The following is a 16231-nucleotide window of genomic DNA, read 5'->3' as shown; positions in this document are numbered from 1 at the left end:
TGTCAGAGCCTCTGGCATCGCCGTGGCCATTTGATTCAACACCCATGACCATCATTTCGTCGGCTTACTCCAGTTTAGCCAGGTGGTCTGCCAGCGATCGCAACCACTGCACAAACCTCTGCACATCACGGCGCACGGCGGCCCAGACAGCAGGATAGTTGGCCACCAGGGCCGCTACCCGCTGGGTATCGAGCTCGAACCCATATAGATTGCGTACGATGTGCCGAAATCCCAAAAACTCCTGCAATTGACGGGTGGTTTCGGCCTCTAGTACTGCCGCTCGCCCCTCTCGAGCCTGCCCCATGCGCTCTAATAAGCGTTTATGCCAATCAGCCCCCGACGGCACGCCGCCATTGAGCTCCACCGCTACGAGGCACAAGATTTTCTCGCAGCCGGTGTAAAAGTTATGGAGCTTCAGAGCCAAATTCTCATAGAACAGTGATGCCCGCTCTGGATCGGCTGCGATTTCTGCTTGCACCGCTGCAATCGCCTGCTCTAGGCGAGCTAATTTAGCCAACTCGGTTTCGATGTCGAGGGCCAGGTCTCGGATAGCAGCCGGGCTAATCTCTCGCATCGATATCAATGCCTGTGGACAGGACCCGCCGGCGAAAATGAGGCTCCAGCGCTTCTAAGGGTTTGAGATCCACCCAACGGGGGCTAAATTCATTCACCCGGGCCACGGCCTCGAAGTAGCGCTCGGCGGGGATGTCTGCAGCCGCCAGGTCAATGTCGGAGTCGTCGGTGAAGCGATGGCGCACTAGGGAGCCGAAGGCAATTACCCGGGTGGCCCCAAATTCCTGGCGCAGGCAGGCGGCCATCTGCTGCACGGCTTCCCAGGCAGCCGCTTGCGCCTGCTGACGAGTCTGTGCCTGCCGGGCCATGGCCCGTTGCCAATAGGCCAGATGGGCGGGATCAATAACCGGCTCAGGGGGCTCACTCATGGGAGCGTTCTAGCGTGCTCAAAAATATTTGGATATCTGTTGATAGCTTAGCGTCTAGGGCATAGGCTTTCTCAAGGTTGCTCAGGAGCTGGTTATGGTCAATCGGAACGCCGTAGGCATGGCGAAAGCAGTGGCGAAACGCCCGCAAGCTATTGAGCAGCAGATAGCTCTCCTCTGAGATTATGGCGGGGCGAACGCCAGGGACGGGCTGGCTCATGCGCTGCAGCAGACGACTATGCCGCTGCCCGGCATCGGTAATCTGGTTCTCGAAATAGGTGGCGATGACCTTAAACAGCTCTTCGATGGCCCCGTAGAGGTTATGGAGCTGATAGGCCACACTCTCTAGTTTTTCAGGATTCTCGATCGTTAGCCCCTCCGCCCGTTGCCTCAGCAGGGTGTAAATGCGATGGATGATGGTTTGCTGGGCCGCAATGTCTGTGGTTAAGAGTGCATATCTGGGTGGGTCCATAGCTGACCTTGTTGGCGGATGCGGTCGGCGAAGTGGCATTTGGGCAGTTCCACTAAGTCTACCTCTCGCCCCAGGGCTTCTGAGAGGCCGGCCATGAGGGTGAAGAAGTCGTCAACTCCGATGGCGTCAACGGCAATGTCCACATCGGAGTGGGGAGAAAATCGATAGGGACGAATCAGGGAGCCGAAGAGATAGGCGCGGGTGAGGCCGAAGCCGGCGGCGTGGGCGTCCAGCCATGCGATCGCATCGGCAAGGACCTGCTGCCGGGCGGCCTCGTTGCGATCGCATGTCTCCACGAGCAATCGGTCGAGTAAAGACGTATCGAAGGACTGGCCAGTCATTCCTGAATTACGTCTCCTCCCCATTCGACTCCCAAGGGGGTTGGGACTCCAGGGCAATCATCATATGCTCTAAGTCTTCCCTGAGGAAAGCCATACAGGTGGGCAGCCGTTCTGCCAGAGCCTCCACCCGGTCTACTTTGAGATGAGTGCTGTAGATATTTCTGACCAAGTGCCGAAAAGAACAGTAATCTTCCAGCCAGGTGACTGTGTCAGCTCTCAACACCGCAGGACGGATATGCCAGACGGGGGCTGCCATCTGCCGCAGTAGCTGCCGGTGCCAGTTGGCCGTATCCGGGACAACGCCATCGATGGTCTGCGCGATTTGCTTGAAAATGCGCTCCACCCCCGAGTAGAAACTGTGTAGGTTTAGCGCAACTGTGCCCAAATAATCTTCATCCTGGGTGGCCCGCAACTTAGCCAACAGGGCTTCAGTCTTCTGCACTAGACCCTCGAGTTCCTGTAATTCTTGCTCGAGTTGTCCCCGTAAAACTGCATAGGTACGCTTCATCGGCAGATGCTCTAACGGCAAAGCCCTACTGAGTTGAGTTACCACAGGAGCAGAGGAGTATCCCAGGGCAATCCCATCCCGCTCAATCACTTGGCTGAGGCTAGGTTGAGCCGACTCCCCTTGGACCAAATCGAAGCAGAACTCTGAGGTTAGGTCTGCCAGAGCCCCTAAGGCCCGATCATACTGCTCATCAGTGAGGCCCCACACGGCCAAATCAATATCGGAGTGCTGACGCACGATGCTAGGGTGCAGCAGAGACCCAAACAGCACCACCTTTGGCACAGAAAATTCTTCTAGGAGGAAGCGAGCTGCCGCCTCTGCCACCTCACAGCCTCGCAGCCAATGGCTTTGGTTGTCTAAATTGGCGGTCAGCACTACCCAGGGCCCAAGGATGCTCTGTCCTCATTCTACTTCCCCCCACTCTCCCACTCCCCCACTTCCCCATCTCTCCACCTCCCCTACTTCCCTTGCCTCCCCTTCCTTAGCACGCTACGCTCCAAGATGTAGCTGCTTCCCGAGACGCTGATGTCGGTTCCTGTTTGCCTCACCCGCGCCCATACCTATGACCGAGCTGCTCTACATGGGCACTTAAACACCGTGCTGGCTCCCCTGGGAGGCATGGCCACCATGGTGAAGCCGAGAGATCGAGTCTTGCTGAAGCCAAATCTACTCACCGGCGCCCGTCCCACTAAGGAGTGCACCACCAATCCGGCCCTGGTCCATTGTGTGGCCCAGCAGGTTCAGGCGGTGGGCGGCCAGCCCTTTTTAGGAGACAGCCCCGCCTTTGGCAGTGCCCGGGGGGTGGCCAAGGCCAATGGCTTGCTGGCAGTAGCCCAAGCATTAGACATGCCTATCGTGGAGCTCCACGGTCAGCGTTACCACACCCAAGGCAGCGACTTCGGTCATTTGCGAGTCTCTAAAGAAGCCATGCAGGCGGATGTGGTGATTAACCTGCCTAAGGTGAAATCCCATGCTCAGTTGACTCTGACCCTAGGAGTCAAAAACCTATTCGGCTGTGTGCCTGGCAAGATGAAGGCCTGGTGGCATATGGAAGCCGGCAAAGACGTAGAGCGCTTTGGCACCATGCTGGTGGAGACGGCCCGCCTGATCGCCCCTGACCTAACCATTATCGATGGCATCATCGGCCATGAAGGCAATGGCCCCAGTGGCGGCGAGCCACGGCAGCTGGGGGTATTGGGGGCAGCCCGGGATGTCTTCGTCCTGGATCGGGCCCTGGTGGATATCCTCGGGGTAGATCCGGCCCAGGTGCCGACGGTGGCCCAATCCATACGGTTAGGACTGTGCCCAGCCTGGGAACAGCTGAGCTTTCCGGTCATGGCTCCCGAGGCCCTGGCTCTGACCGACTGGCGATTGCCGGATCAGCTGATGCCCATCGATTTTGGTCTACCGCGGGTGGTGAAGTCCACCTTCCGGCACCTGTACATTCGCTTCATCCAGGAACCGATGCGGGCCTATGGGAAACAGGCCTAGAGGACATGTTCTGAGGCCTGATCAAACAGATGGAAGCGATTCATGTCGAAGTAGACCTGGACGGTGTCACCAGCCTTGAAGTGGGAGCGGGGATCGACCCGGGCGATGAACTCATGGCCGTCAGCTAGGCTTCAAGTAGACGATGGTTTCGTGACCCATCATTTCCACCACACAGACGTCGGCTTGCACGGGCACGGGGTTGATGCCGGGGGGGGAGCGAACTCAGGGGTATAGATATTCTCGGGGCGAATGCCGAAGATGACAGGAGTATTCAGGTGGGGGCGGTAGCGGCTGTGCTGGTCGGCGGGCACCGGCACTTGCAAGGCCCCGGCGACGATCATCAGGGTGTCTGCTTCCGCCTGCAGGGTGGCCTGGAAGAAGTTCATGGCCGGGCTACCCATGAACCCGGCCACGAAGACATTATTGGGCTGTTCGTAGAGCACCTGGGGCGTATCCACCTGCTGCAGAATGCCCTGGTTCATGACGGCGATGCGACTGCCCATGGTCATGGCTTCCACTTGATCGTGGGTGACGTAGATGAAGGTGGTGCCCAGTTTCTTGTGCAGCTTACTCAGTTCGGCCCGGGCCTGCACCCGCAGTTTGGCATCCAGGTTAGACAGGGGCTCATCCATGAGAAAGGCGGCAGGGTCGCGGACGATGGCCCGGCCCACGGCCACCCGCTGGCGTTGACCGCCGGAGAGTTGTTTGGGCTTGCGATCCAGCAGCTCTTCGATGCCCAGCTGGGCAGCGGCGGCCTGGACTCGCTGCCGAATGTCGCCCTTGGCCATGCCCTGCAGCTCCAGGCTGAAGGCCATGTTTTCGAAGACGCTCATATGGGGGTAGAGGGCGTAGGACTGAAACACCATGGCAATGTCCCGTTCCCGCGGCGACAACTGGTTGACCCGGCGACCGTCGATGTAGATATGGCCCTGGCTGATGGACTCCAGCCCGGCCAGCATGCGCAGGGAGGTGGTTTTGCCCGCAGCCGGGAGGACCCACCAGCACTAGAAATTCATCGTCGCCGATGTCTAGGTTCAGGTCTTTGACGGCGACGAAGCCCGTTGTCGTAGATCTTGGTGACTTGCTCGAAGACGATGGTTGCCATTATCCCTTCACTGAACCGGCCAATAAGCCCCGCACGAAGTATCGCTGCAGGGCGAAGAAGACTATCAGGGGCACCACCATGGAGATGAAGGCCCCGGCGGTGAGCAGATGCCAGTCTTGGCCCCGATCACCCACCAGGTTGCGCAGCACCAGGGTGACGGGCGACGTCTTGGTTGCCGCCCAGGTTAGACCAGGGCCACTAGCAGGTCGTTCCAGACCCAGAGAAACTGGAAGACGGCAAAGGATGCGATCGCAGGGGTAGACAGGGGCACCACGATGCGGGTGAAGATCTTCAGGTGGGAGGCCCCATCCACCGCCGCCGCCTCGATCAGATCCCGGGGCAATGTGCCGATGTAGTTGCGCAGCAGATAGATGCCCAGGGGCATGCCATAGCCGGTGTGGGCCAGCCACACCCCCAGAAAGGTGCCGGCCAGGCCCAGCTGATTGTAGGTGCGCAACACCGGAATCAAGGTCATCTGCAGGGGCACTACCAGCAGCCCCACCACCATGACAAACAACAGCTGCCGCCCCGGGAAACGCATCCAGGCCAGGGCATAGGCGGCAAAGGTGGCGATGGCGATGGGCATCACCGTGGCCGGAATCGAGATGATCAGGCTGTTCAAGAAGGCCTGCCCCATGCCCTCGCTGGTGAGTACCGCCTGGTAGTTACCCAGGTGAAACTGGCCCAGATCCAGGGGAGGTTGAAATACCGCTCCCCAGCCGCTGCGGGTCAGGGCTTTCGGCCTGGCGAAAGGAGCTGATCAGCAACCCCGCCGTGGGTAAGGTCCAGATCACGGCGATGGCCCACCACCACGATGTGCAACGGAGGTGGTGGAGAGGAACTTCTCCGGGCGCTGAGGACCTGGTTGGGGCTGGGGTGGCGGGCGTTTCTGGGCCAGCGGTCATCGGTGGCCTCCCTGCTGGCTGAAATCGCCGGATATTAGCCACCCATGCACCGGACATCCCTGCCACAGCAAGATCACGCGCGATGGCCACTGCGTGGCGAAGTTGCGGGAAGTTGAACATCTCCTTGATCATGCGGCTGGCGATCACACTGCGGTGTCCCAGTTGCCGGCCGGTCATGACAAAAGACGATGTCGGAAGACCTTCAACACCCACCAGCACGATAATGGTGGTCGATACCACCACGATGGTGGAGCTGATCATGGGAATGGTGATGCGCCAGAAGATTTGAAATTCATTGGCCCCATCGATGCGGGCCGCCTCGATCACATCCCTGGGAATCCCCTTCACCGCCGAGGACAGCAGCACCATGGCAAAGCCGGTCTGCAGCCAGATCATGATGGCGATCAGGGCAAAGTTATTCACCGCCTTATTCACCAGCCAGCCGATGGGCTCGAACCCCAGGGCCACCACGATGGCATTGAGCAGGCCGATTTGGGCCACCCCCGGCGGTTGATAGGCGTACATGAACCGCCAGATCACGCTGGCGCCGACGAAGGAAATGGCCATGGGCAAGAAAATCAAGGCCTTGGCCAGGGGCTCGTAGGGCACCCGGTCCACCAGCACGGCAATCACCAGCCCCAGGCTGACGCTGACTCCGGTTACCAACACCAACCAGAGGATGTTGTTGCGGAAGGCAATCAGCATGTCGGTATTGGTGAAGGCAAAGAGGTAGTTGTCGAAGCCGACGAACTGCTGCGAGCGTCGGTCCATGAAGCTGATGACGATGGTGCGCAGGGTGGGTAGAATCAGAAACGCCCCCAGTACCGCCAGGGCCGGCACCATGTAGACCCAGGGCAAGATCCGGTGCCGCAGCTTAAAGGGCAGGCGGTTGGCCAGCAGATTGGCCCCATAGAAGAGGGCGATCACCCCGCCGGAGCCCAAGACAATAGCTGCGATCGCACCGAGCAGCCGCATCAGGTTTGAGGAATCTTGCATCGCTACCTCCCCCCTGAATTACTCCGCCTGGGGCCAACTGGCCTCGATATTGGCCAGGACGCTGTCCACGTCCTCCCCCCCCACATAGTCGACGATGCCGCTCCAGAAGGTGCCGGTGCCTACGGTGCCTGGCATCATATCGGAGGCATCGAAGCGGACAATTTCTGCCTCAGCCAAGATCTCCGCCTGCTGCCGAGTCACCTCGTCGGGATAGACCTCTAAGCCCACCTGGCTATGGGGCGAAATGAAGCCGCCCAACGAGGCCCAGACCTCATGGGGAGTGGGGGTGGCCAAATACTCCATCAGGGCCCGTGCCGCCGGGGTGTCATTGAACATGGCAAAGATATCCCCGGCCACCAGCACTGGCGTGCCAAACTCGGGGTCGATACCGGGCAAGGGGAATACCGCCACCGTCTCCCCAGGCACCGCCGCCTCCGGCAGGAAGCTGGCGATGAAGTTGGCCTGACGATGTAGATAGCACCGGGGGGGATCCGTAAATAATCCCTGAATGGAATCGCCAAAGGGGGTGCTGATGGCCCCCACCGCGCCGCCGGAGACATACTCCGGATTCCGCACAATGTCGCCGAAGGTTGAAAAGGCCGTCTTCACCGGCTCGGCATCGAAGGGAATCTCATGGGCGATCCACTGATCATAGACCTCGGGGCCGGCGGTGCGCAGCATGATGTCTTCCACCCAGTCAGTGCCCACCCAACCGGTGGCATCACCGCTTTCCATGCCCAAGCACCAGGGGGTTTCCCCGTCTGCCACCATCTGATCACTCAGGGCCATCAACTCCTCCCAGCTGCTGGGGATTTCGTAGCCCTGGGCCTGGAAGACCTGAGGATTATACCAGACCAAGCTCTTCACCGAGGCCCGCAGCCACACCCCATAGAGCTCTTCGTTGATGGTGGCCAGGGTAAGCCAGTCTTCTGAGTACGCCGCCTCCAAGGTGGCTCGATCCATGGCTGTAGTGACGGGAATCAGCTGTCCCGACTCGGCAAAATCCGCCATTAGCCCCGGCTGCGGGAACATGGCCACATCCGGCGCATCTCCCGACTCCACCCGCACGGGTAGCAGGGTGGCAAAGGCATCGGTGCCTTCATAGACCACATCAATGCCGGTCTCCTCTTCGAAGGGGGCCAGGGCAGCTTCCAGCTTCTCCTGCTGTTCCCCCACCACCACCCCGAGAACGGTCACCGTATTTTCCGCCGCGGGGCTGCCTTCCCCCTCACCGGCTGACTGATTAGTGTCACAGGCTACCAAACAAGACAGACTGAGCCCTAAGACAACCCCGCGACTCAGATACCGCCTTTGCATTGCACTGTTCATCGCCTAAATCGTCTGATTTGAAAGTCCTAATTTTCTAACCATAGGACTAGATGGGACTGAGGGCAAAGCTGGAGTAGCCAGCGCAGCAATTCTTATCCCAATAACAGACGATCCCCTCTGATTGACTAAGCAATTTAGCTGGCCATTGCGACTTAGTCAATCACTCTGAGGCGGCCTTGGTGCAGGGCATCGTAGATGCGGTCAATCAACATGACATCGTGATGGCTGAGCTGATGGTGGCGACCTAGAACCATCAATAGGTGTTGATCTTGACGGGTAATGCGGCGAGTAGACAGAATCTTTTCAACTGTGGCTTCTAAAGAGTACATGGTAGTGCGTCCTGATGGAAAAACAGCAAGTGCTTCGGGTAAAGGGCAGACATCTGTCATGCTGTACCAGGTTCGGCCCTAGATTGGGGAAATGGTCCCGTCAACGCCAGATTCAAATAAACTTTAAATACATACAGCGCCAATTCAGGATTTTCCCCCTTGAATGGATTTCTGTAAACAGACCGTTTATGGTCTAGCAGGACTTCTTTATGACAAATTCACTCTAGCTGAGGGGTTGCCGTAGAAGCATCCGTAAAACAAGCGATTCTTTAAAGCGAGTCTTCATCAAGTTGTCGCCCCATCGCGTATCAAAGACAACATAATCGACTGATAGTTTTACCCAGACTCCCAGCCCTTCCGTCGCTCAAGGTTGAGCTCCCAGGCCGTCTCGGTCTCGGTCGAGTCGGTAGGGTGGCTAAAAAAAGAGAGAGGCCCCCGCAGGGACCTCTCTGTAATTTCACTTCCCTATTCTCACGGATACCCTAGGGGCATGCCATTGCTTGACGATGCTGGTTCAGGCCCAGAGGACGGACGGGGCACTAGACCGTTGCGAATTCAGGGGTGGGGCGCTTGCTATGGCGAATTCCCTCAATGGCCTGGGCGTAATCATCTGCCTTGAAGACCGCAGAACCAGCCACGATGGCATTGGCCCCGGCTTCTAGCACTTGCCAGGTATTTTCGCCCTTGAGTCCACCATCGACTTCGATCCAGGGGTCGAGACCACGCTCGTCACACATCTGACGCAGTTGACGAATCTTGGGGACTATCCCGGAGATGAAGCTCTGGCCGCCGAAACCGGGGTTGACACTCATAAGCAAGACCAAATCACACAGCTCCAACACATAGTCGATCAAGGTCAGCGGCGTGGAGGGATTGAGGACGACCCCCGCCTGCTTCCCCAACTCCTTGATCTGCGAGAGGGTGCGATGCAGATGGGGAGAGGCGTTGTGCTCGGCGTGGACGGAAATGATGTCGGCCCCAGCCTGGGCAAAGTCAGCCACATACTTTTCTGGCTCTACGATCATCAAGTGCACGTCTAGGGGCTTATCGGTCACCGGGCGGATCGCTTTCACCACCAGCGGGCCAATAGTAATGTTGGGCACAAAACGACCGTCCATCACATCGACGTGAATCCAGTCGGCTCCGGCAGCATCGACCGCCCGCACTTCATCTCCCAACCGACTAAAATCAGCGGATAAAATGGATGGAGCAACAACGACCGGCTTCTGAGAAGATGTCTGAGTCATGATGGGCGATCTCTCCTGCTGCAATTGCATTCGTCGTAATTATCGTAACAAAATCTTTAAGTTGCTCGAATGGCTGCCGGGGATCATTCATGTAGATTTAATTTGGCTGCAGAATAGGGAAAGACTGCGTAATTGCCCATCACCACTATGAGACAGATGATTTCCGCGGGGGTGCCCCACAGACTGCGGCAGCGGTTGCTACAGTCTTCCCTAGGGCTGGGACTGGGGACTGGTTTAGTGAGTCTGCCGGCCTTGGCCCTGTCTTCATCGGTAGGTCCTGCGGGAATCGATGCCCTGCGCCTGCACGGTGCTCCTTATTTTCTTACCGGGCGGAAAATTGCCATTGGCCAGGTTGAAATCGGTCGTCCCAGTGTCTTTGGCCTGGATAAAGTGGCCTATGAGGATATGCCAGTCGATGTCAGTCGTGTCTTCTATCTAGATGACTTAGCCGATCCCAACCAGTATGTGGATGGCCATGCCGCCAATGTAGCCAGCGTTATGGTCAGTCAGGATAAGGCACTGACGGGGGTGGCCCCTAATGCCGCCCTCTTTTCGGCGGCGGTGGGTCCGATCCGAGGCCGCAGTGCCCAACCGGATGAATGTCTGGCCTCCCAACAGGTGGCCTTGAGCAATGGGGGGGATGTGCGAGCCATGAATTTTAGCTTCGGCGAACCGTTGCGGCGGGATCCTCGCCCCAATCCAGTCTTGGATGGCAATGCCCTCCTGACCCAATGTATCGATTGGTCGGAGCGGGTGCACGACATACTCTATGTGGTGGCGGGTAACCAGGGCGGCGGCGGCATTCCTATTCCCACCGATAACTTTAACGGCATCAATGTGGCCTACTCCCGCGAGGCCGATGGCCTATACAGGAAGGTTGACTTTGCCAACCTCAGCAGCGAACCCGATGCTCGCTCCCGGAGCCTGCCTTTCCTGGAGACCAATGTGGGACCACGGCGCTCCATTAGTCTGGTAGCGCCTGGGAGTCGGTTGGAGCTACTAGATCCCGATGGTCGCATCCGTACCGCCAGTGGGACCAGTTTCGCGTCTCCCCATGTGGCGGCGACGGTGGCCCTACTGCAGGAGTGGGGCGACCGACAACTCCGGGCAGACACGCCCCACTGGAGCTTGGATGCCCGAGAACCGATGGTGATGAAGGCAGTGTTGTTGAACTCGGCGGACAAGCTTAAGGACAGCGGCGATGGGTTGCGACTGGGCATGGGCCGCACCCTGGTGGATGAGGGCAATCGCAGTTGGATCGAGTCCGATGCCTATCGCGATCGCACCATTCCCCTCCATGCCGAGTTGGGTACTGGCCATCTCAATGCCTATCGGGCCTATCAGCAGTTCAACGGGGGGCAGTGGTTGCCAGGTGCACCGGTGCCGGTGATGGGTTGGGCCTATGGTGCCGTGGAGTCGCCGTTACCGCCCACGGATCTGCCTCGGGCTCAGGCGGCGATATTACACCAAGACTATGTGTTTGAAACGCCCCTGCAGGCCAATAGCTATATCTCTGCCACCCTAGCCTGGGAACGGCAGGTGGTGCTCAACGACGACAACGGCAATGAGCGCTATGACATCGGGGAGTCCTTTGAGGATCGTGGCCTGAATAATCTCGATCTCTATCTGTTGCCAGCGGAGGCCGAGGATCTCTCCCAGGCAATCTGGTCCTCAGAGAGTGCCGTGGATAGTGTGGAGCATCTCTTTTTCGAAATTCCGGCCACTGCTCGTTATAAGCTCAGGGTGGTGTATCGTCAGCGGGTCACCGACGACATCGTCCAGCCCTATGGCCTAGCCTGGTGGGCTGTTGCGGCTCGCTAATCATCCTTCGTTGAGGAACTCTACCATGGTTGACTATGCCCTTGCCCTAAAATGTGCCCGCCTGTCCCAGGAAGTCTATCGCGCCTTCAACAACGAGCTGACGTTTGAAACCCTGCCCCAAGCAGTCATTACTCTCTTGGAGGGCCACAGCAAAGAGCACGATACGGAGGTGGCCGTGCTCCATGATGCCGAGGAAGAGGCGGTGTTTGTGGTGTTTCGGGGCAGTGAATCCTCAACCGATTGGATTACGAATGTGCTGTTTCGGCAACAGGTGTATCCCTACGGTGATGGCAATAGCGAGGTGAAATTTCACCGGGGGTTTATGGATGCCTATTTTGCAGTGCGAGAGCAACTGCAGGAGGTGGTTCGGGGCCTCTCGAGTCAGCGCATCATTGCCACCGGCCACAGTCTGGGCGGCGCCTTGGCCACCGTTGCCGCCCTGGATCTGCAGTACAACGTCACCAGTCAGTCTAACCAGGAGATATCGGTCTACAGCTATGGGTCGCCTCGGGTGGGGAATCGGGCCTTAACCGAGTCGTTTCGAGGCCGAGTGCCCCAGAGTTATCGCTTCGTCTATGGCCGGGATCTGATCACCCACCTGCCGCGGGTTTGGATGGGCTATGCCCATGTGCCCCAGGAACAACCTTTGGGGGCTTTGGCCCTGCGTTGGAATATTTTTAGCCGTGGTGTCCAAGATCATGCGATCGCAAACTACATCACTGCCTTAGAAGAGAAACAAAGTTAGGGATTGTTTGACTTGTATTCCTGCAGTCGCCGCTGCCACTCGGCGTCGATCTTGTCGGATTGCTCGAACTCTTGCTCGGTCAGGTCTTTTTCGGTGGTGTAAGCCAAATCGTCTTTGCCGACAATGGTCTTCTCAGCAAACTGTTGGGCGAAAGCCAGCTTTTCTTGCAATTCGCTATCCGGCTGGGTCAGTGCCTGCACCCGCTGCTGCCGCTGGTTGTTGCGGTGCTCAATTTTGCCATTACGCCATTGCACCCAGAAATAGCGAACCAGAGGCACCCCCAGGAAGGCGGTACCGTAGCCCAGCAGTAACCAGTAGATCGAGTTAACGAAGGCGACTAAACCGCCCAATTCTGCCACCAGGGCCTGGTCTTGCAGTAGGTTGCCCAATACCAAGGCCCCGATGAAGTTAATCGACCCCAGGCCGATGGACAGCATGATCTGGCCCGAACTGGCCTGGCTGAAGCGGTAGGATTGCTCTTGCAGATAGCTGGATACCCGCCCCCTAGGTCGCTCGCTGGCCATCACCTGCAGGTCGGGGAAGTGGTAGATCAAGCCCCCCTGGGGACTGACTTCAGGACGGCCATCGAAGCGGCTCAGCACCGGCAGCATGAAGTCCTCGTTTTCCCGGGACCAGCCACTGCCCAGATCGTCGAGAAACGGAGCGATCTGCTCGGCCGCAACGGCACCATTGTGGTTGCGAATCACCGATGCGATCGCAGCCCAGCGACGATCCTCCAACTCCGCATTGGGGTCGCCATCCCCAAACAGGAAGGAGAACACCGCCTCGAAGAAATTCATCTCGCTGTCGTCAGTCAGATGGCGGCGGCGACGGCGGGGAGTGCTATCGAAGTCAAAAAACCAGAAGAGATCCGGCCCGAACCAGATGCGTGGCAAGAAGATGAAGCCACCGCCACGGGGACCACCACCACCGCGATCATCACCGTCGCGAGAAGAGTTGAGAGCGATCACCAAAATGGCAATGGTGACGAAAATCAAGACGATGGAGACGATCAGCAAGATCCCGAAGGAAATGCGAATCAGGTAGAACAGGACATGCCAAACCCGTTCCCAGGTCTCCCGCAGTCGCAAGCGCCAAAACTTGTTGCGCAGAACCGCCCGAAAATTACGAGGAAACTCGTAGGCAATCTCCCCAGACTCAGACACCTGCAGATGGGCTTGGGTATCGCTGGCCAAAGCCAATAATCCCTGACGGGCCTGGTTCAGGTCTAAGCCAGCCTGGGCCGCCACATCCCCCACCGTGACCCGGTAGTCGAGGGATTCGACCGCCTGCATGACCGTTGGATTGGGCGCCATGAGTTTCCTTCCTGGTTAGGGCAATCTCTTTTCAGTATAGAGTCGCCGCTTCCCAGACAGCAGGGATAGGGTCGAGGCGGTTTTCCGCACCCCTGCCCGTGTGGTCAGGAGTGCTTACCCATCACCTGATCTCTGAGAGAATTGATGTCTTCCATCAACTCCCGGCGGTTCGAAGCCCGCAGCAGGTAGCGGTAGATAAACCAGCCGCTGTAGCCTAACCCAATCAGCTCGAAGGTGGGCGATAGCAGGGGAATCTCGCTGACGGCGCCCAAGATGGCCAGCACTACCTTCACCGACACCACTGCCGCCACTAGCAGGGCAATGGTGATAATAGGACGCCGATATTCCTGAAAGAAATCGGTGACATAGTCAGGTAGATTGCCCAACCACCCCGATACCTTGTCCCAGATCTGCTGCAGCTGCTGGGGAATTTCACTGGTACCGGAAAATGGGGTCGAGTCAGAGGATGGACTGGGGGTAGTCGTACTATCTGGCTCAGGGGTGGCCGTATTATCTGGCTCAGGGGTAGCCGTATTATCTGGCTCAGGGGTAGTCGATTCCGACTGTAATTCCGTGCTCATATCAACGTCCAGGGAAACTTTCCCGCAAATAACACCTGTTCAGAATACACCCAAGTGGACAGGGTATAGCAGAGTTATAGACCGAATCGGCTCGCTTTTCAATGTGCCCCTGACCGAGGCCAAGATACTGCAAGGGTTTGGGCAGTTGCGAACTAGAGCACTAGAGACCTAGTCTCTGGTGGCGAAAATTAACCTACCATTACGTCTACCCCTGATTCGTCAGGTCAAATGTATTAGTTCTGGTTAAGTTGGCCGCCGTTTTCAGCAGAACTCGATAAAATATGGGGCACATCGATTTCTCCTAGCTACCTGTCCGGAGGCGAGGCATATCGAAACGATTTACGGCAATCTCAAGGGGCTGAAGCCCAGTCAGCTGAAGCAACTACAGCGGCTCTACCATCAACGGCTACCCAGCGATCGCATCACCACGGCTGAGTTTGCCCAGCGGCTAGCGGCCGTCAGTACCGACCTGGATACCCCTGTGTGTGCCTATATCAATCGCCGCGGGCAGGTAATTCGAGTCGGGGTAGGCACCCCCCGGCAGACCCAGATTCCCGCCCTGGAGCTGCCCCGATATGGGCCCGAACGGCTCTGCGGCATTCGCTGCGTGGCCACCCAGCTGCAACCGGAGACGCCGAAGGAGAGTGTGCTCACGGCCATGGCCCTGCAGCGCCTGGATGGCTTGGTGCTATTGACCCTGTCCGGCAGCGGCTTTCAACGGCGTGGCGGTGGTGCCACCGGCTATGTCCAGGCGGCCTATTTAGCTCACCTAGTCCCCCAGCCCCAGGAACGCTGGACCGTTTCCCCTGCCCTGAGTTTAGATGTGCTGGTCAAACACGACTTTTTAGCCTTGACTAGCGGTCTGGAAGAGGAATTTCGCCGCCAATTCATCGCCCGCCAGGTGGATAGCGACCACGACCGGGTGGTTCTAGTGGGGGTGAGGGTGGCCGATGACTCCAAGGCCCAGTTCCAGACGCGCCTGCTGGAGTTACAGCGGTTGGTGGACAGTGCCGGTGGCGATGTCCTCGAGACCCTGCATCAGCGCCGCAGCCGCCCCCATCCCCAAACGGTTTTGGGAGCCGGGAAGGTGCAACAACTGGCGTTGACCGCCCAGACCCTGGGGGCTAACCTGATCGTCTTCGACCGAGATTTATCGCCGGCCCAAGTACGTAACCTGGAAGCTCAGCTCGGTAGTCGGGTGGTCGATCGCACGGAGTTGATTCTAGACATTTTCGCCCAGCGGGCCAAAACTGGGGCCGGCAAACTACAGGTAGAGCTGGCCCAACTGGAGTATCAACTGCCCCGGCTGACCGGACGAGGCGAAGCCATGTCTCGGCTAGGGGGTGGCATTGGCACCCGGGGGCCCGGTGAAACCAAGTTAGAAACGGAACGCCGAGCGATTCAGCGTCGCATCGCCCGCTTGCAACAGGAGGTAAATCATTTGCAGGCCCATCGGGCCCGGTTGCGGCAACAGCGTCAACGCCAAGAGGTGCCCTCGATTGCCGTGGTGGGCTATACCAACGCCGGCAAATCGACCCTGCTGAATGTGCTGACCAATGCCGAGGTGTATGCAGCCGATCAACTCTTTGCCACCCTAGATCCAACCACCCGCCGCTTGACGGTGCTGGATCAGGCTAGCCAAACACCTCGCTCCCTGGTGTTGACGGATACGGTGGGATTCATCGAGGCGCTGCCGTCCTCCCTGACCGATGCCTTTCGGGCCACCCTGGAGGAGGTCACTGAGGCAGATGCCTTGCTGCATGTGGTGGATTTGTCCCATCCAGCCTGGCAGGAGCAGATTCGCTCGGTCATGGCCATCCTACGAGACATGCCCATTACCCCCGGCCCAATCCTGTTGGTGTTTAACAAGCTGGATCGGGTAGAGAGTGAGGCCTTGGCCTTGGCCCAGGATGAGTTTCCCCAGGCAGTGTTTGTCTCGGCCACTCGGCGGCTAGGCCTAGATACCCTGCGCCAGAAGTTGCTGCAGCTGGTGGATTATGCCCTGCCGGTGTGATCCTGCCCGGTCGCCCAGGTCTCGAGCCAGGCCAGCATATCGGCCTCGGAACGATAGATCAGCTGAAACCAAGCATAAACCGCATCTCAGCCA

The 16231-nt window shown here is 58.3% G+C and carries 14 protein-coding genes and 3 pseudogenes; 4 read left to right on the top strand and 13 right to left on the bottom strand.

Annotated elements, in window-relative coordinates; genetic code table 11:
• Window positions 1–64: 64 nt before the first annotated feature.
• Genes XM38_RS09810 through XM38_RS25900 form a run of 5 tightly spaced genes read right to left on the bottom strand, consistent with a single transcriptional unit; the run spans window position 65 to window position 2634 of the window.
• Window positions 65–574 carry a ribonuclease toxin HepT-like protein gene (locus XM38_RS09810; protein WP_080809600.1) on the bottom strand — a complete coding sequence of 170 codons (510 nt, stop codon included), beginning with the start codon at window positions 572–574 and terminating at the stop codon, window positions 65–67.
• Window positions 561–941, bottom strand: coding sequence for a nucleotidyltransferase family protein (locus tag XM38_RS09805; RefSeq protein ID WP_080809597.1), 381 nt, complete (start codon window positions 939–941; stop codon window positions 561–563). The genes XM38_RS09810 and XM38_RS09805 overlap by 14 nt, the downstream gene beginning before the upstream one ends.
• Entirely contained in the window at window positions 934–1410 is a 477-nt protein-coding gene (locus XM38_RS09800) for a ribonuclease toxin HepT-like protein (protein WP_088429683.1), read from the bottom strand. The genes XM38_RS09805 and XM38_RS09800 overlap by 8 nt, the downstream gene beginning before the upstream one ends.
• Complete coding sequence (locus XM38_RS09795) at window positions 1383–1751, bottom strand: nucleotidyltransferase family protein (protein WP_088429681.1); 369 nt, start codon at window positions 1749–1751, stop codon at window positions 1383–1385. Before XM38_RS09795 ends, XM38_RS09800 begins: the two co-directional genes overlap by 28 nt.
• A gap of 7 nt (window positions 1752–1758) precedes the next feature.
• The gene (locus XM38_RS25900) at window positions 1759–2634 is read right to left on the bottom strand and encodes a nucleotidyltransferase family protein (RefSeq protein ID WP_187329353.1); all 876 of its coding nucleotides are present in this window, start codon (window positions 2632–2634) and stop codon (window positions 1759–1761) included.
• Between the two features lie 150 nt (window positions 2635–2784).
• On the opposite strand from XM38_RS25900, the gene XM38_RS09785 reads away from it, so the two are divergent.
• Window positions 2785–3750: an Npun_F2552 family protein gene (locus XM38_RS09785; protein WP_088429679.1), complete on the top strand. Its 966-nt coding sequence runs from the start codon at window positions 2785–2787 to the stop codon at window positions 3748–3750.
• On the opposite strand, the pseudogene XM38_RS09780 reads toward XM38_RS09785, so the two are convergent.
• The 6 genes and pseudogenes from XM38_RS09780 to rpe form a co-directional block, all read right to left on the bottom strand.
• A pseudogene (locus XM38_RS09780) lies at window positions 3747–4855 on the bottom strand (ABC transporter ATP-binding protein). The gene XM38_RS09785 and the pseudogene XM38_RS09780 sit on opposite strands and share 4 nt — an antisense overlap.
• A pseudogene (locus tag XM38_RS28870) lies at window positions 4855–5677 on the bottom strand (carbohydrate ABC transporter permease). The pseudogenes XM38_RS09780 and XM38_RS28870 overlap by 1 nt, the downstream one beginning before the upstream one ends.
• Before the next feature lie 101 nt (window positions 5678–5778).
• Window positions 5779–6756, bottom strand: a pseudogene (locus XM38_RS09770) (carbohydrate ABC transporter permease); the annotation flags it as partial.
• A gap of 18 nt (window positions 6757–6774) precedes the next feature.
• On the bottom strand, window positions 6775–8073 hold the full coding sequence (locus tag XM38_RS09765) for an ABC transporter substrate-binding protein (protein WP_080813783.1): 1299 nt from the start codon (window positions 8071–8073) through the stop codon (window positions 6775–6777).
• Between the two features lie 164 nt (window positions 8074–8237).
• Window positions 8238–8414 carry a hypothetical protein gene (locus tag XM38_RS25895; RefSeq protein ID WP_187329351.1) on the bottom strand — a complete coding sequence of 59 codons (177 nt, stop codon included), beginning with the start codon at window positions 8412–8414 and terminating at the stop codon, window positions 8238–8240.
• A 539-nt stretch (window positions 8415–8953) separates the two neighbouring features.
• The gene (gene rpe, locus XM38_RS09760) at window positions 8954–9661 is read right to left on the bottom strand and encodes a ribulose-phosphate 3-epimerase (protein WP_088429677.1); all 708 of its coding nucleotides are present in this window, start codon (window positions 9659–9661) and stop codon (window positions 8954–8956) included.
• Between the two features lie 156 nt (window positions 9662–9817).
• On the opposite strand from rpe, the gene XM38_RS09755 reads away from it, so the two are divergent.
• Both XM38_RS09755 and XM38_RS09750 read left to right on the top strand, forming a co-directional pair.
• Entirely contained in the window at window positions 9818–11482 is a 1665-nt protein-coding gene (locus XM38_RS09755) for a S8 family serine peptidase (RefSeq protein WP_088431615.1), read from the top strand.
• A 25-nt stretch (window positions 11483–11507) separates the two neighbouring features.
• Entirely contained in the window at window positions 11508–12227 is a 720-nt protein-coding gene (locus XM38_RS09750) for a lipase family protein (RefSeq protein ID WP_088429675.1), read from the top strand.
• Here the strand turns inward: XM38_RS09750 and XM38_RS09745 are convergent.
• The gene (locus XM38_RS09745; RefSeq protein WP_080813789.1) at window positions 12224–13543 is read right to left on the bottom strand and encodes a hypothetical protein; all 1320 of its coding nucleotides are present in this window, start codon (window positions 13541–13543) and stop codon (window positions 12224–12226) included. The two genes, XM38_RS09750 and XM38_RS09745, sit on opposite strands and share 4 nt — an antisense overlap.
• A gap of 104 nt (window positions 13544–13647) precedes the next feature.
• A complete protein-coding gene (locus XM38_RS09740; RefSeq protein WP_080813791.1) occupies window positions 13648–14124 on the bottom strand; it encodes a CAAD domain-containing protein in 477 nt (158 codons plus the stop codon).
• A gap of 328 nt (window positions 14125–14452) precedes the next feature.
• Here XM38_RS09740 and hflX point away from each other — a divergent pair, with 328 nt between their 5' ends.
• Window positions 14453–16138 carry a GTPase HflX gene (gene hflX, locus XM38_RS09735; RefSeq protein WP_080813793.1) on the top strand — a complete coding sequence of 562 codons (1686 nt, stop codon included), beginning with the start codon at window positions 14453–14455 and terminating at the stop codon, window positions 16136–16138.
• Window positions 16139–16231 lie beyond the last annotated feature (93 nt).

Origin of the sequence: Halomicronema hongdechloris C2206, assembly GCF_002075285.3 — a bacterium.
GTDB classification, from domain to species: domain Bacteria; phylum Cyanobacteriota; class Cyanobacteriia; order Phormidesmidales; family Phormidesmidaceae; genus Halomicronema_B; species Halomicronema_B hongdechloris.
Note: the sequence above shows the minus strand (reverse complement) of the source record. Positions and strands in the feature narration are given on the sequence as shown.